Here is a 22,355-nt window from a genome sequence, read left to right as displayed (position 1 = left end):
TGCCAATGTTGCCTCAATTCGGCACCGCAGTTCGCAAGAACAAGGGCCTCACCAAGAGCCTCGTCGCCGAGACCGTCGGAGCGGCTCCGGAGAAGGCCACGGTCGACGCCGCGTGGCTCGTGCTGGAAGCCGCCAACGATCTCGGCGACCACGCCGCGATCGAAGCCTGCCGCCGCGTCATCGACGCTGAACTGAACGGCACGGTCGCCGCCAGCGCGGATACCGATCTCGTGGTGGGGTATTTCCGGTAAGGAGCGGGGAATCGTCGGCCCTGCAGGATGGGTTTCGCTTCCGGTCGACCCATCCCGCGTGTTCTGGAGTTGGTGGCTCGGCTCTCGAACCCGAGGCTGCTCTATTCTCGCCGCGCCGGTTCGTTCAACGAACCGCAGAAATGCCCAATCAACGGGACCAGCGCGTCGGGCGATTCCAGCATCGACAAGTGCCCCGTGGCTGGCAGCACGTGCATGACGGCTTGGGGAACACGTGACAGCAACTCGGCTTTCAGCAGTTCGGGGCTGTCGACCCGGTCCAATTCGCCTGCGATGACGATGGTGGGAACGTTGATCGCTCCGACCTCAGCGGTGATGTCTTCCAGGCTGGTGGCTCTCGGCCAGGCAATTTTCGCCGGAGGCGCACCGCGCAGGCTATCCCTGATCACCTGTTCGCGGTCTTCGGCCAGGAGTGGCTTGGCCGTCAGCACATGGTCTATCGCCGCCTCAACCGTTTCACGCGAGGCATAAGATCCAGCCATCATCTCTCGCGCCTCCGCCGGCATGGTCATGGGCTGAGGCGGAGAGGGCGCAACCAGAACGAGGCCGGCCAGACCCGCGGGCCGACGCGAGGCCATCAGCTGGGCAACCTTGCCGCCCATGGAATGACCGATGAGCACGTAGCGCTTCAGGTTGAGGGCCCGGATCACACCTTCGGCATCGGCCGCCAGATCTGCCAAGGCGTAGCCATCCTCCGGCGCGTCGGACTCGCCCCAACCCCGATGATCAATGGCAACGGTGTGGAAGCGAGGTACCAAGCCCGCAGTGACGTATTTCCATGTGCGGGATGACCCACCCCAGTAGTGCAAAAAGACCAGCGTCAGATCCCCGCCACCCCGCTCTTCGACATGGAGTTTCAGGCCGTTCGAAGCAAGTTTCATTGTGAGTTCCCTTCCAAGCCAACCTTGAGTTCGGCGGACATGGAAGAGAAGTAGGCGGGATGGCTCAGGTCGATAATTGCCTTTGTTTTATCAGTATCTAATAACAAGATTATCAGATGCGGAGGCATTATGGATCGGCTCGTTAGTATGGCGGTGTTCGTTGCGGCGATCGAAGAGGGCAGCCTTGTCAGTGCCGCGCGACGCTTCGGCCTTTCGCCTTCGATGGCGGGCAAGCATGTTGCCGCCATGGAGGAGCAACTCGAGGTCCGACTGCTTCAGCGCACGACGCGCATGCTGAAGCCCACCGATGTGGGAGAGGCCTACTACCTGCGTTGCAAGCAGATATTGGATGACTACGATGACGCGAACGCGGAAGCGCGGGAGTTGCAGCAAACGGTCCGCGGTATCCTGCGCGTTGCCGCGCCGACCACCTTCGGTGCGATGCATCTCGGCAGCGTTGTGGCGAGCTATTTGGCCGCGCATCCAGATGTCGCGGTCGAGACCATGCTGAGCGACCGCTACATCGACTTGCTGGCGGATCGTATCGATGTGGCCATTCGCATCGGCCGATTGGAGGATTCCGACCTCGTGGCTCGACGGCTCGCGCCGTGCCGTATGGTATTTTGCTCGGCGCCATCCTTTCTATCGCATCACGGCGTGCCTCGAACAGTTGAGCAACTGCGCAAGGCTCCGCGGCTCGCATTTAGTGAAGCGGTTTCAGCCGGGGATTGGATGCTCACGGATTCTGACGGCCTAGTACACGTGATCGATGGCCCGGTACGGCTGGCCGCGAACAACATGCAAATGCTGCTGTCCGCGGCGTTGGCGGGAGCGGGCGTGGCATATGGACCGAGCTTCGTATTCGCCGAGGCGGTTGCCGCCGGGGCCCTCCAGCTTCTGATGTCGGACTATAAGACATCCGAACTGGCGATACATGCCATCTACCCGACCAAACGGTACACCTCCCTGAAACTTCGTCGGTTTGTCGAGCATCTGAGCACGAGCTTCGGAGACATGCCACCTTGGGATGATCTTCTGCTGAGAGCCAGCTCAGTGAAGCGATGAGGCGCTTGGTTCAAGAGCACCCACCCGCATCGCGGTTGGATCGAGTGGGGCTTCGCCGAAACTCATGAGCGCGGGTTCGTGCAATCCTGCGGACTTATGGGTCGCAACGATCTCGGCGACCACGCCGCGATCGATGCCTGCCGCCGCGTCATCGACGCGGAACTGAACGGCACGGGGTGGCGGCTAGCGCGGATACCGATCCCGTGCTCGGGTATTTCCGGCAGCGGGGAATCGTCAGCCTTGCAGGATGAGTTTCGCCGTGCTCGACCCATCCTGCGCTCCGTGTTTGCGCAAGGCCCCTTTTCGCATGGGGTTGCTTTGGAGAACACATCGAGGCGAATATGTGTTATCTTACCACTAGGGATAGCATGCGCAGTCCCTGGACTCGGGAGAGATAGCCATGAAGGCCTTCGTGTTCTTCCTCGTCGGGCTCGCTGCTGCAGCCCTTTCAATGTCGGCAGCAAACGCTCAAAACAAATGTTCCTGGAGCGGCGGCACCATTTCCTCGGTCCCATGTGCCAAGCGTTATGCCGTCAATTACGAAGCCTGTCGAAAATACGTCATAGAGCGTGGCACGAGCCCGGCCGACGCCATGTGGTGGTGTACGAGTCAGGGTTACACCAAATAAGGCGACGCCGCGCAGGCCAGGCCCGACGATTGACGCCGACCACGTACGAGAGGCCGTTTCCGCGCGCGGCCTCTCGTGCCGTCTGCCAGCGCGTCCGGTGCTGCATCTCTACCTTTGCGCTCATGTCTGACATGATGTAGCCTCCGCTTGCGGACGCCGGAAGGCGGCGCGGGCAATGGGGTTTGGAGCAGTCGCTATGGGGCGGCGTATCTTCCTTGTTGGTGGTGCGGCGCACGTGCGCAGTTGGTCCGCGCGTTGTCCTTTGCATGAAAATTTCCAGAACGCTTCCGGTGCTGCGAGCAGCAGCGCCATCGGTGGTGCACGATTGCTGATTGCCTGATAGTGGCGGCACTGACGCCGTCATGATTGAAAGCTTCACGCTGATTGGAGCCGATGATGAAATTTGATGTGCGCGTATCCTTGATTGCCGTCGCAACCCTTCTCGCCACCTTCCTCGTCGCATCGGCCCAGGAAAAACCTCAGGAAAAACCTCAAGACAAGCCGCAAGAACAGCCCCAAGGAAAATCTCAAGACAAGCCGGCGGCGGCTGGTCCGATCCATCTGCAACAGGGCTGGAGCGAGGCGACCGTCGATCGCTGGCATTTCATCTCGCAAGGAACGGCGCTGATCCCCTACGAATGGTTCGTCGCACTGGAGCAGCCGGGGCAGCAAGCCGGGCAAACCGCATTGATCAAGGCGCCCGAGAATTTGCAGCGGCTGGGTTTTCTGACCGAGCCGGTCAGCGCGACCAATCCGGATGGTCTGGCCATCGGTCTGTACAGCACGCCGGTGGATATTCCCGACGGCAGGCACGCGTGCTGGAAGGGCAACTGGCTCGGCCTCGGCTGCGCCGGCTGTCACACCGGGCAGGTCAGCTACCGCGGCCAGCAGATCCGCATCGAAGGGGGGCCGGCCCATATCGATATCGATGCGTTCGTCGGTCAGCTGGTCGGGTCCATCACCGCGGTCCTCCAGAACCAGGACGGAGCCGCGCAGCGCTTCATGGCGCGGGTGAAGGCGCCGCCGGCCGACGTGCAGAGCGGGTTGCAATGCTTCGGCGGCGTCTTGCAGGCGGCCGCCAGGTTCAATCAGGTCGTCGGCGGAAATTCCGGCGACACGGCGGGCGGGGCGGGCAGGCTGGATGCGCACGGGGCCGGCCTGAACCAGCTTCTGGCCGGGCCCTTCAGGCTCATGACCGATCCGGCGGACTTCGGCGAGACCAGGAACTACGCGCATCTGACCGCGCCGGTGCGATATCCGGCGCTGTGGGACACGCCGCGCTTCAGCTGGGTGCTGTACAACGCCTCGATCCGTCAGCCGCTGACACGCAATATCGTCGAGGCGCTCGGTGTGCTGGCGCCGATCAAGCACGACGCCACGATGATCACGCCCGACGTGATGCATGGGATTCAGATGGAGAATGTGGTCTGGGGGCAGCGCAGGCTGATGGATCTGCGCTCGCCGCGTTGGCCGGAAGCCATTCTCGGCGGGCTTGACCAGAAGCGGGCGCTGCGTGGCCAGCTCGTCTATCTCAGCGCCTGCGCGAACTGTCACGAAGCTGCGCCCGGCGAGGCCGCTTCGGGGTCTTGCAGCGAGATCCAGATCCCGCTGGTCGATCTGCGCAAGGTCGGCACCGACCCCGAGCAGGCGACGACGTTCAATGGCCGCAGGATCGCGCTGTCGAAGATTGGCGGCCCGGACGCGATGTCCAATTACAAGGCCGCCGAGGCGCTTACCGGAAACATTGCCGCGCAGTGGATCGCGCGCTCCAAGGACAACGCGGCTGGCGCCGCCGAGATCAATTGCGGCCGTCCGAACCAGTTCAGGGCGCCGCTCGCCTACCGGGCAAGGCCGCTCAACGGCATCTGGGCGATGGCGCCCTACTTGCACAACGGCTCGGTGCCGTCGCTGCATGATCTGCTGCTGCCGCCGGGCCAGCGGCCGAAGACCTTCTATGTCGGCAATTGGGAGTTCAACCCCGATATCGTGGGATATGACATGAAGGCGCAGACGCCGGGGGCGTTCCTGTTCGACACCACCATCCGCGGCAATTCCAATGCCGGACACCTCTACGGAACCGACATGACCGAGGACGATCGCAACGCGCTGATCGAATATCTCAAGACGCTGTGAGCCGCCTCAGTCCTTGCGGCAGGTGAAGCAATAATAGGGGCAGCTGCCGTCGGCGAAGGACGCATGCAGCTGCGTGCCGGGAATGCCTGCGAATTCGTGCGACACGCCGCGCAGCAGCCGCGGGACAATCTCGGCGGCAAGCGCGGTGCGCCGCGCGCCGTCGAATTCGAGCGCGCGCGCGACATTGGCGGTGATGTCGTCCTCGCTGACGAGATGCAGGCGCGACCGGGCCAGGGATTGGCGCGGATAAACGTCCTTTGACGGATCCTCGAAGCACGCCATCAGAAAAGCGCCGCCGGGCCTCAGCACGCGGTGGACCTCGTCCAGAAAGCGTCCCATGTCGCCGTAATGCTGCGCGCTCTCGACATTGACCACGACGTCGAAGCTCTCGTCCGCGAACGGCAGGCTGAGCGCATTGCCGAGGCGGAATGCGAGGTTGCCCTGATCGGCATAGCGCGCCTTGTTGAAGCGGATGGCCGGCTTGCAGATGTCGAGCCCGGTGTAGCTCTTCGGGCCGAGATAGCGCGCGATATAGGAGGCTCCGCCGCCGCGACCGCAACCGACCTCGAGCACATCCTTGCCCTCGATCGCAGTCCCGGACACCACGTGGTGGTAGAGTTGGATCGCGTAGCGGTCGGGCTCGTCGACGGCCTGCAGCGCAATTTGCGCGCCATCGAGCGAAGCATAGCCGTAGTTGAGGAACCGGATCGCGGCGTCCCGGTCGAGATTGCTCAGCAGGGAGTACCAGGCATTGGTGAAAAGCTGGCGCGCGGCGCGCGAATAAAACAGTTTTACGACGGCCTGATGGACCGGGCTCGCCGTCGTCGGATACGGATCCTGCTTCACGGATGAGTACTCTCGCGCGAAATGGGGGAACGCTTCCACCATCGAGCATGAGCCAGTGCTTGCGATGCGTCAACAATGGCGACGCTTGCCTGCCACGATTGACTTCATTCCGACGGCAGATATATCTTAGGTTTAGTATACATAATGCTGGACCGCGCGTGATGACTGGGCAGGTTGCTGCCTGGTTGGAGAAGGTCGGCCTCCCTCAATACCTGAAGTCCTTTTCCGACCACGGCATTGATTTCGACATTCTTTCCGAGATTACGGATCGCGATCTCGCGACCATGGGTGTCATGCTCGGGCACCGACGCAGGCTGCTCCGTTCGATCGCCGAGCTGGACGTTCCGAAGGCGCGTCCGCTCGCACCGATGATCGATGCGGGCGCCGAGCGCCGCCAGCTCACGATCCTGTTCTGCGATCTGGTCGGCTCGACGGCGCTGTCGCAGCAGTTCGATCCCGAGGAGATGCGCGGGATCCTGCAGGCCTATCGCGAAGCCGCGACCGCGGTCATCGCCGGCTATGACGGCATCGTCTCGCGATTGGTGGGCGACGGTATCCTGTCCTATTTCGGCTACCCCTCCGCGCACGAGGACGATGCTGAGCGCGCGGTCCGGGCCGGGCTCGAGATCAGCACCGCCGTCCAGGCGATCGACGTGCAGCCGGGTCTGCGGCTCGAGGTCCGCATCGGCATCGCCACCGGGCTCGTCGTCGTCGGCGATTTGATCGCCAAGGGCGCTTCCAGCCGGCTCGAGGTGATCGGCGAGACGCCGAACCTCGCGGCGCGGATGCAGACCCTTGCCGATCCCGGCTCGGTCGTCATCGCGGCCTCGACGCGCCGCCTGCTCGGCAATCTGTTTCAGCTGCGCGCGCTCGGCACGCGCGCGATCAAGGGATTCAGCGAACCGGTCGATGTATGGGCAGTGGAGCGGGCTTCGCCGCTGGCGAGCCGCTTCGAAGCCTATCACGCCGCGGGCCTTGCCGGCTTCGTCGGCCGCGAGCAGGAGCTCGCGCGTCTGGCCGAGTGCAAGCAGCGGGCCTGGCGCGGCCACGGCCAGGTCGTGCTGATCTCCGGCGAGCCCGGCATCGGCAAGTCGCGGCTATCGGAGCATTTCCTGAGCGAGCGGGTCGGCACCGAGCCGCACATCCGCCTGCGCTACCAGTGCTCGCCGCATCATCGCGCCAGCGCGCTCTATCCCGTCATCACGCAGCTCCAGCGGGCGGCAAGGATCGGTGCCGGCGACAGCAATCTGCAGCGGCTGCGCAAGCTCGAGGCGCTGCTCGGGCGCAGCGATTTGAAGGCGCCGACGCTGGTGCCGCTGTTTGCGGATCTCTTGTCGATCGCCACCGACGGACACTATGCGCCGCTGGACTGGACGCCGCAGCAGCTGCGACGCAACACGCTGGCCGCGCTGATCCAGCGCCTGCAGCGCCTGTGCACGGAGGCGCCGGTGGTCTGCATCGTCGAGGACCTGCACTGGGCGGATGCGAGCTCGCTCGAACTGCTCCACCTCGTGGTCAGGCTGGCCGACCAGCTTCGGCTGCTGCTCGTCCTGACCTTCCGCGACGAATTCAAGCTGCCCTGGATGGGCCCGGCGAATTTGACCACGCTGGAGCTCGGGCGGCTCAAGGAGACCGAGGTCCAGCGCATGATCGCGGACGTGATCGGAAGCCGCGCGGTTCCGTCCGAGCTGGTCACGCAAATCGCGACGCGGACCGACGGCGTCCCGCTCTTCGTCGAGGAGCTGACGCGCACAGTGCTCGAACTCGGCGTTCTCGAAAAGGGCGCCGGCGGCCGCTACCGGATCGCCGGCAGCCTGCCGCGGCTGTCCATCCCAACCACGCTCCAGGATTCGCTGATGGCGCGGCTCGACCGGCTCGGGCCGGCGAAGGAGGTCGCGCAAATCTGCGCCGTCATCGGCCGCGAATTCTCCGACGTGCTGCTGCGCGCCATCGCCGACAGGGACGATGCGGAGCTCGATCTCCGGCTTGCCCAGCTCGAAGGCGCCGAGCTGATCTTCCGCAACAGGTCCGCGGGCGAGGGCGTCTATGTGTTCAAGCATGCGCTGGTGCAGAACACGGCCTATGAGAGTCTGCTCCGGAGCAGCCGGCGGCGCCTGCACGAGCGGATCGCAGCCGCACTCCAGGAGACATTCACGCACATCGCCGCCGTCTCGCCCGAAATCGCCGCGCATCATTTCACGCAGGCAGGTCTCGTCGAGGACGCCGTGGAATGGTGGGGCAAGGCCGGCGACCGCTCCTTGCGCAGCTCCGCCTATCCCGAGGCGATCGCGCATCTGACCAAGGCCATCGGCCTTGCCGAAGGGTTGAGCGAGAGTCCGGCGGGGCAAAGCCGCCGCCTGCAATTGCAGATCGCGTATGGCAACGCGCTGATCGCCACGCGCGGCTATGGCGCGCCGGAGACCTCGGTTGCCTTCGCCCGCGCGCGCGAGCTGGCCTCAGGGCTGAGGGGCGCGCCCGAACGGTTCGCCGCCACCTACGGCCTGTGGGTCGGAAGCCTGGTCCGCAGCGAACTCGGATCGATGCAGGAACTGGCGCAGGCGTTTCTCGAGGATACCGCCGACCGGCCCGATGCGCCGGAGGCGGGGATCGCGCATCGGGTCTGCGGCATGACGCGCTGGTTCGAGGGCAATTTCGTCGATGCCAGGCGGCATCTCGAACAGGCGCTCACGATCTACCGCGACGAGCACGATCGCAACCTTGCGTTCCTGTATGGCCATGATTACGGCATCGCGGCTGCGATCTACCTCGCGCTGGTGCTGTGGCCGCTCGGCGCGGTCGATCGCGCCGAGCAGCTGGCGCAGGAGGCGATCCGCCGCGCCGCCGACAGCGGCCATGTCGCGACGATGGTCTACACCCATTTCCACAAGATCGTGCTGGAGGCGATGCGCGGTAATCCCAAAGGCGCAAGGCCCCATGTCGACGCCGTGATCGAGCTCAGTCGCGAGCACAGTCTTCTGCTATACACGCGCGCGGCAAAATTCTGGAACGGCTGGATCCGTTGCCATCTCGGCGAGCCGGCGGCCGGGCTTCGGGAGATGGAGGAGTCGATCGCGCTGCCCCTGGTCGGAAAGATGGCAACCGGCCTCTATGTGCCCTTGACCTGGACGCTGCTGGCCGAAGCCAAGGCGTGCGAGGGGCGGTTCATCGAGGCGCTCGCGATTCTCGACGAACAGCTCCTCGAGGTGGAGCGGACGGGACAGGAATGGTTCACGCCGGAGATCCAGCGCCGCCGCGGCGAGCTGCTGCTGCGCAAGGATTCCCTCGATATCGTCGCCGCGGAGACGGCCTTCACCCAGGCCATGGCGACGGCGCGGGCGCAGCAGACCGCCACCTTCGAGCTGCGCGCCGCGCTCTCGCTTGCGAGACTTTATCAGGCGAGCGGAACGGATGCGCAGGCGCGCAGCGTGCTCGGTCCCGTGCTCGGGATGTTCACGGGCGCACAGGGATTGCCGGAAATTTTCGAAGCACGCGCGGCCATGGCGCGGTCCAGCACGACAGGCCCATGCGCAAATCCATGCGATTGAAGACATTCCTGTACTTCGCCGATTTCGTGTTCTACCCCCTGGCGAGCGCCGCGCTGGTCGGGGTCGCCTTGCTCTTGAAGGAGCCGCTGCGCTGGGACGAGGCCGCGTTCGGCTTCGCCTGCGGGCTGTTGCTGTGGAGCCTCGCCGAATACGTCATTCACCGCTTCGCCCTGCATGGTCCGGCCTATCTCGCCGCCCTGCACGACATGCACCATGCCGATCCGCGCGCGCTGGTCGGCTCGCCGCTCTGGCTCAGCCTCGGCTCGATCTGTCTGGGATCGCTGGCGCCGGTGTGGCTGCTGGTCGGGTTCGGCAGCGCCTGCACCGTCACCGCGGGATTGATGCTGGGTTACATCTATTTCGGCGCGCTTCACCACGTCATTCATCATCATCGCCTGAAGCGCGGCGGCTACCTCTGGCGCCTGAAGCGCCGCCACACGCGCCATCATTACGGCAAGCGTCCCTGCAATTTCGGCGTGGTCACCAGCATGTGGGATCGTGTGTTCGGGACCTATTGTCCCGAATGACCGCCGAGGCCTTGCTTCATCTCTCCGCGGCGAGGAGAGGCGAAGCCATCAACCGCAGTTCCAGATCGCGCCGATCGGCGTCCGCGTCCAGCACGGACCGAAGCTGCCGCCATTGTAACGGGGGCCGCCGAAGCCGGGCCGGCCGAAATAATGCCATTCGCCGTCGAAGTAGCGGTAATAGCTCGGCACCGGATCGATATACCAGGGGCGCTGGTTTTCGCGCGCGTAGCGCCGGAAGCCGTTCTTCTGCATGTAGATCGGCTGGCTGTTGCTCAGCGGCTGGCGATAGCCCGGCAGGAAACCGTAGCCATGCCAAGCCTGCTTGGGCTTTTTCGCGACAGGCTCGGCGGGCGCGGTGACCGGCAGCAGCGACAGCAGGGCAGCAACAAATAGACATAGAAGGCGGGACATGGTTCGACCATAGACAGTCGATGGCGGGAAAGCCATTCAAATCAGAGTGGGATCGTGAGAAAGCCAAAAACGCGTGCTGAACTCGATGCACCTCGGAACAAGCATCGCGCCGGATTGCTCGCCAGTTAATGACAGACGTATTGGGACCGCCTTCGATCCTGATCGCGGAAGACGAATATCCGCTCCAGGGCGTGATCGAGATGGTGCTGGCGGAAGCCGGCTTCGCGACCGACATCCTCGCATCCGGCGAGGAGGCGATCACGGTGTTCGTCGCGCGCGGGAAGACGCACAAGGCGCTGGTGACCGACGTCAATCTCGGCGGCAAGTTGAACGGCTGGGATCTCGCCCGGCGAATGAGGGAGAAGGATCCGGCTCTTCCGGTCGTGTACATCACGGGCAGCGCCGGCGCCGCTCTGTGGAAATCGCAGGGCGTGCCCAACAGCGTGCTGCTTGAAAAGCCGTTTCATCCCGATCGGCTGATCGCGGCGCTCATGCAGCTGTGAGCCGCCGGCATGCGATGCCTCATCGGCTGATGCGGTAGATCACGACGTCCTCGCCATGATGCGTCGTGATCTTCTCGAACAGTTGGCTTTTTCCAGCACGCGCCGCGATGCGCGATGTGCGACGAAGACGAGACCGATCAGGGACGGCAATTGCAGCCGCGCCAGGCCCATCTCGGTCAACGTGGTCGCGATCTCGCTCGCAAGCCCCCGGCCCCAGAACTCGCGCCTGAACGTGTAGGCGATCTCGATCTCGTCCACGCCGTCGACAAGGATGTGCCGGATACCCGCCCGTCCGGCAAACGCGCCGTCCGTCGTGCGCAGGACCCAGAGCCCAAAGCCGTGCTGATCCCAATGGGCCATGTTGGATGCGAGATAGGCCTTGGTCACCTCGGCCGAGCGAACGCCGCCGAGATAGCGGGACACGTCGGCACCGAGATGCAGGGCGACGAGGTCTTCGAGGTGACTTTCGTTCAGTCGCTCGGCGGTCAGCCTCGTCGTGCTGAAGCGGTCCATGATGACTATTGCTCCGGCATCGCAAGTCTCAACTCCGACAAGAACGTCACCGGCGCGATCCCGGCACGTTTTTGAAAGGCGCGCACCAAGAACTCGCTATATCCCTCGGCATCCAGTTCCGGGACGCTCCCGATCTGCCGCGATCCGCGGCCATGAGACGACGTTACCACGAAATGCCGGGGCATGCCGTTGGCTACGAGTGGACGCAATTGGAAGTCACCCCCCATTTGGGGAGACGGCCTGACGATTGGTTGATGCATCATTGCGTGCATTCGTTCAATTTCAGGAGGCGTCTTTGAAAAGGATCATTCTGTCGGCTGCCGCGGCGGCATTTTGGGTCGGTCAGGCCTCGGCGACATCTATTTCCGTCTACGACAACTTCGCCGACACGGGCACCGACATAACCTTCGCTGGCTCGCCGTCAGCCACCGGAACGGCAAACTTCTCGGGCAGCTCGTTTCTGTATGATTGGAGTTTGCCGGGGACGGTGGGAGGCAAGAGTCCCGCTGACAGTTTCGCCGCCGACTTCTCCGGGAGCTTCACCGTCGGATCGTCGGGCCCGCACGTCCTCACGCTTGGCTCGGACGATGCCAGCTATCTCTACGTCGACGGCGTTCAACAGATCGCCCGGCCCGGACCGAATAGCTACGACACGACCAGCGCGACACTGGACCTCGGCGCCGGATCACATACGTTCGAGATCAAATATGACAACGTGATTTGCTGCGGGGCTGCCGTCAGTCTGGACGTCGGCGATGGAGCCATCACCGCGGCCGTTCCAGAACCCTCGACCTGGGCCATGATGATGCTCGGCTTCTGTGGCATGGGCTTCATCGCCTACCGACGTCGCGATTGGCCGGCGCTCAACATCGCCTGATCATGGCCTCTAATCGCAATTCGAGAGACCGCCTACGGGCGGTTTTTCGTTCTTGAATCGCGCGTTCCCTGCGGGAATGAATTGTCACGGCGGTCGTCGGAACGTCTCAGCCGGGCGGTGAAGACGTTCCGGCGTTTTCGAGTGCCGACATTCCGTCTGGATTTCGGTCGTGTCCAAAACAGGGCGTTCGCGCCAGCTTCCGCCTTGGCGCGAACACAAGGTTTGGCGGCCCCGTGAGGACAGCGGATGTCGTTCAGGAACATCAAGAGCTCAATGCCGGCCTTGACCTTCGGCGATACGCCAATGAGCCGATGCCTGCAAAGCCCAGAATCATCATGGCCCAGGTCGATGGCTCCGGTACGGCGCCGACGTTACCCGTCAGAAACTGGCCGCTGTCCGATGTGAACGACACGCCATCCGGAAGTGAACCGAAGCTCAGAATTCCGGTATTCGAAAGGTCGCAAGTCCACGAGCCCCTGCAGTTGGTGTCCAGCCTCGCTCCGATGTCAATCGTTGAAATGCCTGATGGGATGTAGAGAGTTGCGCCGATCGTGGCATCCAGAAGCGAGGCGGTCGAATGGTCTACGAGCGTCGCGGATGGCGCGGCGCCGCCGTTGTCAGTGAACGCTGTGTAGGGACCGCCTTCGCCTTGGTATTGGTAGTGCGCGTAATAATCGGTGAAGGACTGTGGACCGCCTCTCAAGCTGATCAGCTCGACGGCTCCGGGGCCGCGTGAACTATAGAACTGAAGAAACGCATCTGCCCAATGCCGGTCTCCGGGATTTGGACCGGCGAAGGTGCCGTGCACTGAGAACGAAAGCGCCAGGCTGACGGCGCTTCCCGATGTATTCTTGAAGGTGACGTTGTCGCCGATGGATCCACTTGCGCCGCCCGAAGAGGCCTGGGTGCCGTGAGGGTCGTTGGGAGACACGTTGAGATGGATCGCCCCGGTCGAAAGACTAACAGATGCTGATGAAGTCGTCGCGTCGGGGGTTCCTGCGGTCGTAAAACCATTTTGGCTAATCTGAAGTGTGGGTGCATAAGTCGTCCCTCCCGCCGTGATGACTGCAGTTCCATTCGAACTGCCGCTCGTGCTCTGGTTGTACGCAATATCCGAGGGGGAGCCGTTCGTGATGGTTTCGTTGCTGTAGTTGGATTGCTGCCCGCCCGCCGTCACGGCCTGAGCGGAAATGCTGGCGACCGTCCCGGAAAGAACGGGTTCAGCCAACACAGGCGAGATATCCGCAATCGCGGCGAAGCAAAAAACACCGATTGGGCCGACCGTTGAAATCTTCATAATACGTCCTCGCTGATTTCCATGGCACCATACTGAAATAAGTCCGCGGTCGTGGCGCTGAGCGAGCCGCTCGCGGTGGTCTCGCTGTTTTTTCGCCGCCAAGATTGCGCCCGAAACCAAGGTTGGACGCGTCGATCGCGGACGCTGCAAGCGGCAGCATTGCGGCTGCAGACCGGCAGTCTCCAACAGCGTAACCGGCGGCAGCGCGGGCGTTCCTACCCATTCGGAGAGGTCCTGCCAGAAATATGATGCGGCCAGCTGGAGCGGCCCGGCACGGCGCTTCAGGAAGGACGCCCGGTGCGTTGACCGTCGCGCCTACCCAATCGGGTAGTCGGCCGGGGATTAATCGGTTGATCGGGATGAGGCCGTGGCATAGCCTACGGGCGTTTGATGCGATTATTTTGCGGTCGAGCGATGATTTCCATCCGTGATCTCGCCCCAGCCATCGAGAAACTCCAGGACGCCGCGATGCTCGGCGAAGGCTGGGCCGACGCACTCGAGTCCATCGCAAGAGCGGGAGGGGCGAGGGGCGTCGTGCTCATGCACAACCGCAACCGCAAGCTGGTCGCCGCCGTCACCAACAATGAGATCAAGGACGCGGTCGGACAATATCTGTCAGGCGGCGCCCCCAAGAATTCCCGGCAGCTACGGGTCAGCCACGACGTCGGATCCGGATTCCGGATTGATCAGGACGATTACAGCTCCGAAGAGATCGCGCGCGATCCCTATTATCAGGAGTTTCTGCGCCCCATTGGCTTCGGCTGGCACGCCAACGCCCGGATCAGCATGGAGAACTCCGACGAGATCGCGATCGGATTCAAGCGCGATCTGAAGCTCGGGCCCTATGAGGACGCGGACAGGCAGGCCCTGAATCTCCTTCTGCCGCATATCCGGTTTTCAGCGCGGGTCGCCCAGTATGTTTTCGAGGCGGAGACGCGCGGGCTGGTGCGCGGACTGCTCGGGCGCGGCAACCCTCTGCTCGAATTCGACGGTTGGGGCCGGGTCAGGCGGGAGCACGGAACGTTCGACATGTCGGGGCCGCTGCAAATCGCTGCCGGCCGGGCCCGTACTGCCGATCCCGCCGAGCAGCGCAACTTCGATGAACTCGTCTTGAGAGCTGCCAACGCGCGACAGCTCCCGGGAGCGATATTGATCCACGACCGCACCGGAAGCCGCTTCGTCTTCCAGGTGCTGCCCGTCCGTGGCCGGGCCCGCGATGTCTTTCACGCGACGACGGCCGTCGGCCTTCTGATCTCTCAACCCAAGCGCCATGCCGTCAACTTCAATCGCGACCTGGCAATAGAGCTGTTCAGCCTGTCCGCGCGCGAGGCCGAAGTCGTCGGGCTGATCTGCCAGGGCCGCTCCCTGCGGGAAATATCCGGCACGCTGGGGGTCGTGCCTGATACCGTGCGCTATCACCTCAAGTCGATCTTCGAGAAGACCGGGACCCATCGTCAGGTCGATCTCGTTGCCCTGTTCGCAGGCTTGGCGAGCGCGCTCACCACGCTTGTTCGTTGAGCGAGCCGCCGTCACTTCAATTCCGTGTCTCACTTGAGGGGTGCAGTCCAGCACTGTCACCGTAATACGGGTTTTTGGAACGCCAAACCGTCATTGCGTCCGAATGTTTGCAGCGTGATGGGTTTCGCTCCGCTCTATCCCTCCTGCGAACCTCCGCCGACGCAAAAAGGCCTCGCCGAAGCGAGGCCTCCTTGTTTCACTGTGCTGGCACGAACCAATCGTCGTCCCAGTGATTGCGGCGGATCACGAGGCCGCGGTCGTAGTCGCGGTCGTGGTGGTACCAGCCATGATGCCAGCCGTGATCGTGCTCGTAAATGCGGGCCCGCGGGCCGTAATAATCGTCGCGGTCGCCGCCGACATAGACGCCGAACCCGGCCGCGTTGGCGATGGTGGGGGCACCGATTGCGAGTGTCGCAACTGCCGCAAGAGCGCAAGTCAGCTTCCTCATCTGTTCCTCCTCCTTCTGCATCGTCGGTGAGTCAACCGATACCGCCACGGGCCCGTTGCAGGAACCGACAAGAAACTTTCTTGAATGGCTGTTCAGGTTTCATGCGGCGGAAGGACTTCAGCAGGAATTGGAACGTTTGGCGTCTGCATCGAGCCGCAGGTTCGATCTTGCCGCACCCAAAGCCGCCGCCAACTCTTCGATGTGGTAGGGTTTGGCCAGAATCTGGATGCCCGCCATCTGCGCCTCGTGAACCGAGGCTTCGGCGTAGCCACTGGTCAGCAGCACCGGGATGTCGCTGCGTCGTCGCTTGACCTCTCGCGCGAGTTCGACTCCGTTCATGCCGCCAGGCATCATGATGTCCGAGAAAATAACGTCGACGGAGCGGCCATCGGCCAAGGCACCGAGCGCGGCGGCCGCACTGGCCGCCCGGGTGACGTCGTAGCCGAGCTGAGCGAGCATCTCGCCGACCAGCGCTGCAACCTCGTCGTCGTCCTCGACCAGCAGGACCTGGCCCTCGTTGATCTTCTTCGGCCGCGCCTTGTTGAAGTCGATCAGGTGCCGGTGCTCCGAAGGCAGATCTTTGGAGCGCGGCAGATACAGCTCGATGCTGGTGCCCCGGCCGATCTGCGATTTGATCCGGACCGCTCCGCGTGACTGGGTCGCAAAGCCATGGACCTGGGCAAGCCCGAGCCCGGAGCCCTTGCCGACCTCCTTCGTCGTGAAAAATGGCTCGAAGACCCGCGACAGGATCTCCGGGCTCATGCCGACGCCCGTATCGACGACGGATAGCCGGACGAAGTCGCCCGAGATGTCCTCCTCGTCGAGATCGGGCAGGTTCTCGCCGCGCACCACGATCGTGCCGCCATTGGGCATGGCGTCACGCGCGTTGACGGCCAGATTGAGAATGACCAGTTCGAGCTCTCCGGGATCGACCTCCACCGGCCAGAGCTGGTCCGGAAAATCGAACTGGACATGGACGTCGCCGCGCAGGCTGCGATCGAGCAATTCGCGCATTCCGCCAATCTGCATGGCGACGTCGACAGCTTCGGGGCGAAGCGTCTGGCGGCGCGAAAACGCCAGAAGCTGCCTGGTCAGGCTGGCACCGCGCTGCGCGGCCTGGGTCATCCCATCCATCAAGCGGCGCCTGCGATTCGGGTCGGTCTGGCGGTCGAGCATGTCGAGGCCGCCGGAGATCACCATCAGCAGATTGTTGAAATCATGGGCCACGCCGCCGGTGAGCTGGCCAATGGCCTCGATTTTCTGGGCCTGGCGGAGCGTCTCCTCGACACGCGCACGCTCCTCCATTTCCAGGCGCAACTGCTCGTTGGTTTCTGCCAGCGCGCGCGTGCGCTCGACCACGAGTTTTTCGAGCTCCTGGGCGGTCTGCTCGCGTGCGGCGAGCAGGGCCCGGATCTCATATTGGCGTCGCCGCGCCCGCAACGCCGATTGAATGGCGCTGGTCAGCGTCATCGACTGCACCGGGCGCTCCAGCAGCGAGACGTTGCGAAGCAGCGAGACGAGGCTCCGGCGCCAGGCCACGACCGACGGCTGCTCGGCGTGGCTGGTCAGGACGACGAAGGGCAGGTCGGACCAGGGCGGCTGGCTTTCGATCCATTGGGCCAGCGGCGCCGTGTCCTTCCCGAACAAGGCTTCTTCAGCCACGAACACGGCGCCGACGCCGGCCGCCATCTCGCTGACGAGGTCTGGCAGAGTGCGGCAGTTGATCGCCTCGAGGTTCGAGCTGCGGAACAACTCCACCGATGCTGGCCCGTCGCGCCCGATTGGAGCAAAGACGAGAATGCGGTGATCCGGCCCGGCGCTCATTCAATGGTCCCGTTCGGCAGGGCGGGCCCGGTATATTGTGGTGTACCGGAAAAGATGCCGCTGAAGTCCTTGAGCGGCGGCCCCAGCTTGACGCCGCTGCTGGTGAGTCGAAATTCGCGGATCGCATGCTCGTGGTTGCCGCTGCGCTTCTTGACCACCGAGAGCGCGCGCCGCACCATTCCGCCGAGCTCGAAATAGCGCAGCATGAGCACGGCATCGCTGAGATAGCTGATGTCGAGGTTGGAATAGGTCGGCCCCATCAACCCGTGCTGGGCCAGGATCAGAATGGTCAGCACGCCCTGCTGGGCGAGATAGCTGAGCAGCTCGTGCATCTGCAGGATGAGGAAACGCTCGTCCGGCATTGCGTTGAGATAGCCGTTCAGACTGTCGATGATGACGATTTGGGCATTGTCGCGTTCGACGCTCGCCCTGACATTGGCCGCGAACTCGCCCGGCGAGAGCTCGGCGGGATCGATTTGCTGAAAGCGGATGCGACCCGACTGGATATGCTTCTCGAGATCCAGCCCCAGCGTCCTGGCTCGCGCTTCGACGGTGCCACGGCCCTCGTCGAACGCGAAGAATACTGCGTGCTCGCCGCGTTCCGCCGCCGCGATCGCATAGGTCAGCGCCACCGAGGATTTGCCGACGCCGGCAGAGCCGATGAGAAGCGCGTTCGTTCCGCGCTCGAGGCCACCGCCCAGGAGCTGATCGAGTTCTGCACTGCCGCTCGGCGTGAAGTCCCCGACGAACGATCTGTGGTGCTCGGCTGCAACCAGGCGGGGGAAGATCTCGAGGCCACCTGTCTCGATGATGAAGTCGTGATAGCCGCCGCGAAAACGGATGCCGCGCATCTTGATCACGCGGAGCCGGCGCCGCTCCGCGCCATAGTCGATCGCGAGCTGCTCGAGCATGACGACGCCGTGCGCGATCGAATGCAGTTGCAAATCGTCTTGGGACGAAGACAGGTCGTCGAGCAGGACGACCGTGCAGTTGCGGTTAGTGAAGAAGTGCTTCAGGGCGAGCACCTGGCGCCTGTAGCGCAACGGGTTCTGGGCCAGCAGGCGCAGTTCGGACAGGCTGTCCAGCACGACGCGGGTCGGGTTGAGCCGCTCGACCTCCCTGAAGATCAGGCTGGTGGTCTCGCTCAGCTCCATCTCGGCGGGATGAAACACCGTGAGTTCGCGCTCCGGATCGAGCGTCGTTTCCGGCGGCACCAGCTCGAAGATGTCGACCCCGTCCAGCGACCATCCGTGCCGCTGCGCGACGACAGTCAGTTCGCGTTTGGTTTCGGAGAGCGAAATGTAGAGCACGCGCTCGCCATCCCGTGCCCCGCGCAGCAGGAACTGAAGCGCTATCGTTGTCTTGCCGGTTCCGGGCCGCCCCTCGTAGAGATACATCCGGTTGGGGTCCAGGCCGCCGCCGAGGATGTCATCCAGGCCGTCGCTGCCCGTCGAAATTCGCAGCAAATCAGTCATAGTGCTGCCTGAAGCAGCCTTGGATGAACCGGTCATTGAAGCCCCTCTCTGCGCTCTGAACCCGCTATCTGCCCCGAACCTCCAAAGGGGTGGGCTGGGACATAATGGTCCCACAATTGGAACTCGCGAGCGGCGGACGAGTTCCCGGCTTCTCGTGCGCGGGTCCCGGCGCAATCGGACGGGAATGGCCTGTGCCCAGTCGGTCCACAATTGAACACAAGCCGCTCCGAGAGCGTGCTGGCCGACGGGAATTACGGTGACGGTGCTGGACTGCACCGTCACCGTAATTCAACACAAGCAGCTTGGCAATTTTTTGAGAGTCGGGTGACCATGCGGAGGCCCTGCGTGTTCGACACACGCGTTCCGGAACTCAATCTTGTAGTGCCTGCCATAACGCTTCGATGATTTTCATCGACGCATCGTCAGGATGGCAAGGTCGGCCACATGCCGAGAGTATTAGCTTATCGTTACCTCGCCAAAGGCCATATCGATTTCGAATTAGAGTTCCGAGTCCGAAATATAGCGATATGAGTTGATCCTTCTTCGTGGTCTTGATCCGCATTCGTTCCGCGAGGGGAATGCGCGGGAGAAGATCCTGAACGGTCTCATGCACAGTGGCCGGCCAATTATTTGGACCAAGCTCCGTTGAGGCTGGGGCAGCCCGAGGGGTATCCACCGGGCCCAAGAGCAAGACGAGAAGAATCGTGCCAATTGCGAGAGAGCGACAGGGAGTCATCGCAAATTCCCAGCCCATGGCAATGCGCTCATTTGGCTACCTCTGCCGACATCGTGCTTCCGGTTCGCGACAGCTCCACTTCTGAATCAGGAGACCTTAACTGAGGGCCAACCAGCCATGGAGAAAGCGGCGTCATAGGGTTGCTAGGACCTGGTTCAGTTATCCCGATAATTGAGACATTCCCTTGCAGCGGGCGGTCAGGCACCGGGGTGTATTTATAGATCGCACCGCTTGAACTTGCCATATAGGAGGGCACGCCCTCATAGTCGCTCACTTGCTTATCCGCTGTAGAATAGCTCTCATTTACGCCGGGAGAAGGGCTGGGCGGATGGGTGTGATACATGCCGGCATTAATTCCGAATGAATGTAGCAGTGTTAGCACGCTGTTGCCCGGATCGGAGGAGGCACCCGTACCCTGATTGGGGGCAGAGTATGAATAGCTTCCGAAGCCAAACCAAGTTTGATAGAATTACGGTGACAGTGCACTAAACACGATCATTCATCCTCCGCCGACCGCTTGGGTCCGCGCTTGGCCGGCTTGAGGACGCGCCCGGTCTGGCGTTCGAGACGAGCGAGGAAGCGGTTGTCTCCGAGAGGGCGGCCGATGCTCTCCGCCGAACGCAGCGCTTCGAACAGATCGGCTTCAGGCTCGGTTGCCAGCAGATCGGCGAACTCAGGAAACCGGTCGCGGATCGGCGCCAATGCGGTCAGGCCGTCGTCCTTGCCGCGCAAGTGGGCGCGCGTGCTCGACCAGCGCCAATCCTGCGCGCGCTGCACCAGGCGCGCCCGCACCGGGTTGAGGGAGACGTAACGCAGAGCCGCGGCGAGATGGTCTTCGTCCATGGCGACGGCGCCGAACCGGGCTTGCCAGAAATGGCCGGTGCGCTTGCGTCGCGCCTGGATCGTCCCGGCATAAGCGCGATGCACGCGCACAAGCGCGCGGCGCAGCCCGTCGGGGTCGGACGGCACCAGGATGAGGTGCACGTGGTTCGGCATCAGGCACCAGGCCCACACCTCGACCCCGGCATCCCGGCAATTCGCCGCGAGCAGATCGCGATACAGCGCATAGTCGCCGTCCTCGAAGAACGTGCGGGCACGGCCGTTGCCACGCTGGGTGACATGGTGGGGATGGCCTGGGATCACGACACGAGCAAGACGAGCCATGCCGCATCATGGTCACAAGAAGCGCGCTGCCTAGAACCGTGCTTTCTCACGTGTCGGGCATATTCCACTGTCACTACGGTACGCTTCAGTCCTATTGACCTTAAGGCGCAGGATGAGAAGAGGCATCACGACCAAACAACGATATGGCCGTCGGCGTCGGTAAACTGCAGGGCTTCAGGTCCTCGGTAATCTGAATCGTTCATTCCAATCTGGAAGACGTGGCCGCCATCGAACTCCAAAGTAAAGGCACGGCAATCCTTCAGTTCAGCGGTTACAACTTTCTGAACAAATTGCTTGAGAGAAATCTCGTCGAGCTGAGGCTTTATAACTCGGTTAAAGACATTCAAAACGCCTCCATCGGTGAAGCATATTTGGACATAGTCATGCACGACTGACGCCGATTTCACCCGTCTACCGATGAAATGCGTTGTCGGCTTCATTGCAGGCTCGATTACTGTATTGGGAAGTGACTTTGAGAATTCGGCAGCGTCCGTCCGGTGTATGGGTCAACTCCCTGCTTACCGACATTTTCGTACTTGATATAGCCATTCGGATCACCGAATTAAGGTGACAGTGCACTAAATTCGCATGCCACTCCTCGCGGCCGGGATCATCGACCCGCTTGATCGCTCTAATTTTGTAAGCTGTCGGAAATTGACGGTTTTTCCATCGTCCTGCCACAGGTCATCCTTGAGATGCCTGTCACTGCAATTATCGTGTCTCACTTCAGGGGTGCAGTCCAGCCTGGGATCACGACACGAGCAAGACGAGCCATGCCGTATCATGGTCCCAAAACCGGGCGAGCGTCAATTTGGTGCACTGTCACCGCAATTCCAGTTTTAAGATTTACCTCTAACGATCTGTCATCCATTATCTTCAACCTAATCAAATCCACGCCGTCCCGAGCAAAATCTTCAACCAGACCTGTGTGCACACTCCATTTGATGTCTCCATCAGGTGAAATGGAGTCAATTCCAAGCTGGTGCAGCACAATGCATTCGCCGGTCGAATCGACCTCTAGAAATTCGTAGACGATTCCATTCAACTCTTTCGAGTATTCGACTTTCTCCGAGGCGAGATCCAGTTTAGTTACTGAACTATCGAACGCCACGATCAATTTAGACCGCGGCTCAAGCCATGTGACCAAAGGTGCACGATGGCCGGTTGAAAAAATGATAATTCTACAATCATCGTAGTGGGGCGGAAGTTCTAGATTGTAAAAGGTGTTCGCCTCTTCGGGAGACGGCTTTAGGACGACGACACGCTTGTCGCGTAGACGGTCGAGCATCTCTGAGCGAGAACTCCATTCCTTGACCACGATTTGATCCGCTTTCGTCATCGCGCCTCTAAGAGATACTTAAGTAGCCGGGAGGATGGGTTAAGTTCTGGCGAAACCGATCGCTTTGTTTGGTGATGGATTCGCGCCATGACTGCGTATCGTTGCGACGCGCTCCCGGTGGGCGATCAGTCTTTGACAGCCACGATTACGGAGAGCGGAGACGGGTTTCGCAACGGCTCAACCCATCCTACGAGCTGTAATTGTCGTGTCTCACTTAAGGGGTGCAGTCCAGGACTGTCGCCATAATATCATTGATAAGTCATCTCCAGGGTCAGGAGGTAATCTCAAAGCCGATTTCTACGTCACCACGACCCAACGCGCGGCGTTCTTCGCAGGCTGCGGCGATGGCGCGACTT

The 22,355-nt window shown here is 62.3% G+C and carries 19 protein-coding genes and 3 pseudogenes; 9 read left to right on the top strand and 13 right to left on the bottom strand.

What is annotated here, in order from left to right; genetic code table 11:
• Positions 1 to 5: 5 nt before the first annotated feature.
• Positions 6 to 251, top strand: coding sequence for a hypothetical protein (locus tag G8O24_RS32540; RefSeq protein ID WP_188106528.1), 246 nt, complete (start codon positions 6 to 8; stop codon positions 249 to 251).
• A 101-nt stretch (positions 252 to 352) separates the two neighbouring features.
• Here G8O24_RS32540 and G8O24_RS32535 read toward each other — a convergent pair whose 3' ends face one another.
• Positions 353 to 1,150 carry an alpha/beta fold hydrolase gene (locus tag G8O24_RS32535; RefSeq protein WP_188106527.1) on the bottom strand — a complete coding sequence of 266 codons (798 nt, stop codon included), beginning with the start codon at positions 1,148 to 1,150 and terminating at the stop codon, positions 353 to 355.
• Positions 1,151 to 1,279: 129 nt separating this feature from the next.
• Between G8O24_RS32535 and G8O24_RS32530 the strand changes: the two genes are divergently transcribed.
• The 3 genes from G8O24_RS32530 (at position 1,280) to G8O24_RS32520 (ending at position 4,976) form a co-directional block, all read left to right on the top strand.
• Entirely contained in the window at positions 1,280 to 2,215 is a 936-nt protein-coding gene (locus G8O24_RS32530; protein ID WP_188106525.1) for a LysR family transcriptional regulator, read from the top strand.
• Between the two features lie 400 nt (positions 2,216 to 2,615).
• Positions 2,616 to 2,843: a hypothetical protein gene (locus G8O24_RS32525; protein WP_188106524.1), complete on the top strand. Its 228-nt coding sequence runs from the start codon at positions 2,616 to 2,618 to the stop codon at positions 2,841 to 2,843.
• Between the two features lie 396 nt (positions 2,844 to 3,239).
• Positions 3,240 to 4,976 carry a di-heme-cytochrome C peroxidase gene (locus G8O24_RS32520; RefSeq protein ID WP_188106522.1) on the top strand — a complete coding sequence of 579 codons (1,737 nt, stop codon included), beginning with the start codon at positions 3,240 to 3,242 and terminating at the stop codon, positions 4,974 to 4,976.
• Positions 4,977 to 4,982: 6 nt separating this feature from the next.
• On the opposite strand, the gene G8O24_RS32515 is transcribed toward G8O24_RS32520, so the two are convergent.
• A complete protein-coding gene (locus G8O24_RS32515; RefSeq protein ID WP_188106520.1) occupies positions 4,983 to 5,822 on the bottom strand; it encodes a class I SAM-dependent methyltransferase in 840 nt (279 codons plus the stop codon).
• Between the two features lie 59 nt (positions 5,823 to 5,881).
• Here G8O24_RS32515 and G8O24_RS32510 point away from each other — a divergent pair, with 59 nt between their 5' ends.
• Positions 5,882 to 9,367: an AAA family ATPase gene (locus tag G8O24_RS32510; protein WP_188106519.1), complete on the top strand. Its 3,486-nt coding sequence runs from the start codon at positions 5,882 to 5,884 to the stop codon at positions 9,365 to 9,367.
• Entirely contained in the window at positions 9,346 to 9,894 is a 549-nt protein-coding gene (locus G8O24_RS32505; protein WP_244646111.1) for a sterol desaturase family protein, read from the top strand. The genes G8O24_RS32510 and G8O24_RS32505 overlap by 22 nt, the downstream gene beginning before the upstream one ends.
• Positions 9,895 to 9,942: 48 nt before the next feature.
• On the opposite strand, the gene G8O24_RS32500 is transcribed toward G8O24_RS32505, so the two are convergent.
• Positions 9,943 to 10,305, bottom strand: coding sequence for a hypothetical protein (locus tag G8O24_RS32500; RefSeq protein WP_188106517.1), 363 nt, complete (start codon positions 10,303 to 10,305; stop codon positions 9,943 to 9,945).
• Between the two features lie 128 nt (positions 10,306 to 10,433).
• On the opposite strand from G8O24_RS32500, the gene G8O24_RS32495 reads away from it, so the two are divergent.
• A complete protein-coding gene (locus G8O24_RS32495) occupies positions 10,434 to 10,808 on the top strand; it encodes a response regulator (protein ID WP_188106516.1) in 375 nt (124 codons plus the stop codon).
• Positions 10,809 to 10,827: 19 nt separating this feature from the next.
• Here G8O24_RS32495 and G8O24_RS32490 read toward each other — a convergent pair.
• A pseudogene (locus G8O24_RS32490) lies at positions 10,828 to 11,321 on the bottom strand (GNAT family N-acetyltransferase).
• A gap of 247 nt (positions 11,322 to 11,568) precedes the next feature.
• On the opposite strand from G8O24_RS32490, the gene G8O24_RS32485 reads away from it, so the two are divergent.
• Positions 11,569 to 12,198 carry a PEP-CTERM sorting domain-containing protein gene (locus G8O24_RS32485; protein ID WP_188106514.1) on the top strand — a complete coding sequence of 210 codons (630 nt, stop codon included), beginning with the start codon at positions 11,569 to 11,571 and terminating at the stop codon, positions 12,196 to 12,198.
• Positions 12,199 to 12,460: 262 nt separating this feature from the next.
• Here the strand turns inward: G8O24_RS32485 and G8O24_RS46400 are convergent.
• Positions 12,461 to 12,559 (bottom strand): annotated as a pseudogene (locus G8O24_RS46400) (PEPxxWA-CTERM sorting domain-containing protein); the annotation flags it as partial.
• A gap of 1,350 nt (positions 12,560 to 13,909) precedes the next feature.
• Here G8O24_RS46400 and G8O24_RS32475 point away from each other — a divergent pair.
• Entirely contained in the window at positions 13,910 to 15,013 is a 1,104-nt protein-coding gene (locus G8O24_RS32475; protein ID WP_188106511.1) for a helix-turn-helix transcriptional regulator, read from the top strand.
• Between the two features lie 196 nt (positions 15,014 to 15,209).
• On the opposite strand, the gene G8O24_RS32470 is transcribed toward G8O24_RS32475, so the two are convergent.
• The 8 genes and pseudogenes from G8O24_RS32470 to G8O24_RS32440 form a co-directional block, all read right to left on the bottom strand.
• On the bottom strand, positions 15,210 to 15,461 hold the full coding sequence (locus G8O24_RS32470; RefSeq protein WP_188106510.1) for a hypothetical protein: 252 nt from the start codon (positions 15,459 to 15,461) through the stop codon (positions 15,210 to 15,212).
• 117 nt (positions 15,462 to 15,578) lie between these two features.
• Positions 15,579 to 17,285, bottom strand: a complete 1,707-nt coding sequence (locus G8O24_RS32465) for an ATP-binding protein (RefSeq protein WP_188106508.1) — start codon at positions 17,283 to 17,285, stop codon at positions 15,579 to 15,581.
• Complete coding sequence (locus tag G8O24_RS32460; RefSeq protein ID WP_202988789.1) at positions 17,282 to 18,796, bottom strand: ATPase domain-containing protein; 1,515 nt, start codon at positions 18,794 to 18,796, stop codon at positions 17,282 to 17,284. The genes G8O24_RS32465 and G8O24_RS32460 overlap by 4 nt, the downstream gene beginning before the upstream one ends.
• 334 nt (positions 18,797 to 19,130) lie before the next feature.
• Complete coding sequence (locus G8O24_RS45725; protein WP_368736636.1) at positions 19,131 to 19,496, bottom strand: DUF6794 domain-containing protein; 366 nt, start codon at positions 19,494 to 19,496, stop codon at positions 19,131 to 19,133.
• 28 nt (positions 19,497 to 19,524) lie between these two features.
• Positions 19,525 to 19,929, bottom strand: a pseudogene (locus tag G8O24_RS45720) (hypothetical protein); the annotation flags it as partial.
• 62 nt (positions 19,930 to 19,991) lie between these two features.
• Positions 19,992 to 20,660: a transposase gene (locus G8O24_RS32450; RefSeq protein WP_188106505.1), complete on the bottom strand. Its 669-nt coding sequence runs from the start codon at positions 20,658 to 20,660 to the stop codon at positions 19,992 to 19,994.
• A 125-nt stretch (positions 20,661 to 20,785) separates the two neighbouring features.
• A complete protein-coding gene (locus G8O24_RS32445) occupies positions 20,786 to 21,100 on the bottom strand; it encodes a hypothetical protein (RefSeq protein WP_188106503.1) in 315 nt (104 codons plus the stop codon).
• Between the two features lie 341 nt (positions 21,101 to 21,441).
• Positions 21,442 to 21,999: a hypothetical protein gene (locus G8O24_RS32440; protein WP_188106501.1), complete on the bottom strand. Its 558-nt coding sequence runs from the start codon at positions 21,997 to 21,999 to the stop codon at positions 21,442 to 21,444.
• Positions 22,000 to 22,355: the final 356 nt, after the last annotated feature.

Origin of the sequence: Bradyrhizobium campsiandrae (assembly GCF_014529705.1) — a bacterium.
GTDB classification, from domain to species: Bacteria; Pseudomonadota; Alphaproteobacteria; order Rhizobiales; family Xanthobacteraceae; genus Bradyrhizobium; species Bradyrhizobium campsiandrae.
Note: the sequence above shows the minus strand (reverse complement) of the source record. Positions and strands in the feature narration are given on the sequence as shown.

Bases quoted from the DNA above. Each gene is read 5' to 3' on its own strand.
- G8O24_RS32540 (WP_188106528.1), top strand. From the start codon at position 6: ATGTTGCCTCAATTCGGCACCGCAGTTCGCAAGAACAAGGGCCTCACC.
- G8O24_RS32535 (WP_188106527.1), bottom strand. From the start codon at position 1,150: ATGAAACTTGCTTCGAACGGCCTGAAACTCCATGTCGAAGAGCGGGGT.
- G8O24_RS32530 (WP_188106525.1), top strand. From the start codon at position 1,280: ATGGATCGGCTCGTTAGTATGGCGGTGTTCGTTGCGGCGATCGAAGAG.
- G8O24_RS32525 (WP_188106524.1), top strand. From the start codon at position 2,616: ATGAAGGCCTTCGTGTTCTTCCTCGTCGGGCTCGCTGCTGCAGCCCTT.
- G8O24_RS32520 (WP_188106522.1), top strand. From the start codon at position 3,240: ATGAAATTTGATGTGCGCGTATCCTTGATTGCCGTCGCAACCCTTCTC.
- G8O24_RS32505 (WP_244646111.1), top strand. From the start codon at position 9,346: ATGCGCAAATCCATGCGATTGAAGACATTCCTGTACTTCGCCGATTTC.
- G8O24_RS32500 (WP_188106517.1), bottom strand. From the start codon at position 10,305: ATGTCCCGCCTTCTATGTCTATTTGTTGCTGCCCTGCTGTCGCTGCTG.
- G8O24_RS32495 (WP_188106516.1), top strand. From the start codon at position 10,434: ATGACAGACGTATTGGGACCGCCTTCGATCCTGATCGCGGAAGACGAA.
- G8O24_RS32475 (WP_188106511.1), top strand. From the start codon at position 13,910: ATGATTTCCATCCGTGATCTCGCCCCAGCCATCGAGAAACTCCAGGAC.
- G8O24_RS32470 (WP_188106510.1), bottom strand. From the start codon at position 15,461: ATGAGGAAGCTGACTTGCGCTCTTGCGGCAGTTGCGACACTCGCAATC.
- G8O24_RS32465 (WP_188106508.1), bottom strand. From the start codon at position 17,285: ATGAGCGCCGGGCCGGATCACCGCATTCTCGTCTTTGCTCCAATCGGG.
- G8O24_RS32460 (WP_202988789.1), bottom strand. From the start codon at position 18,796: ATGACCGGTTCATCCAAGGCTGCTTCAGGCAGCACTATGACTGATTTG.
- G8O24_RS45725 (WP_368736636.1), bottom strand. From the start codon at position 19,496: ATGACTCCCTGTCGCTCTCTCGCAATTGGCACGATTCTTCTCGTCTTG.
- G8O24_RS32450 (WP_188106505.1), bottom strand. From the start codon at position 20,660: ATGGCTCGTCTTGCTCGTGTCGTGATCCCAGGCCATCCCCACCATGTC.
- G8O24_RS32445 (WP_188106503.1), bottom strand. From the start codon at position 21,100: ATGAAGCCGACAACGCATTTCATCGGTAGACGGGTGAAATCGGCGTCA.
- G8O24_RS32440 (WP_188106501.1), bottom strand. From the start codon at position 21,999: ATGACGAAAGCGGATCAAATCGTGGTCAAGGAATGGAGTTCTCGCTCA.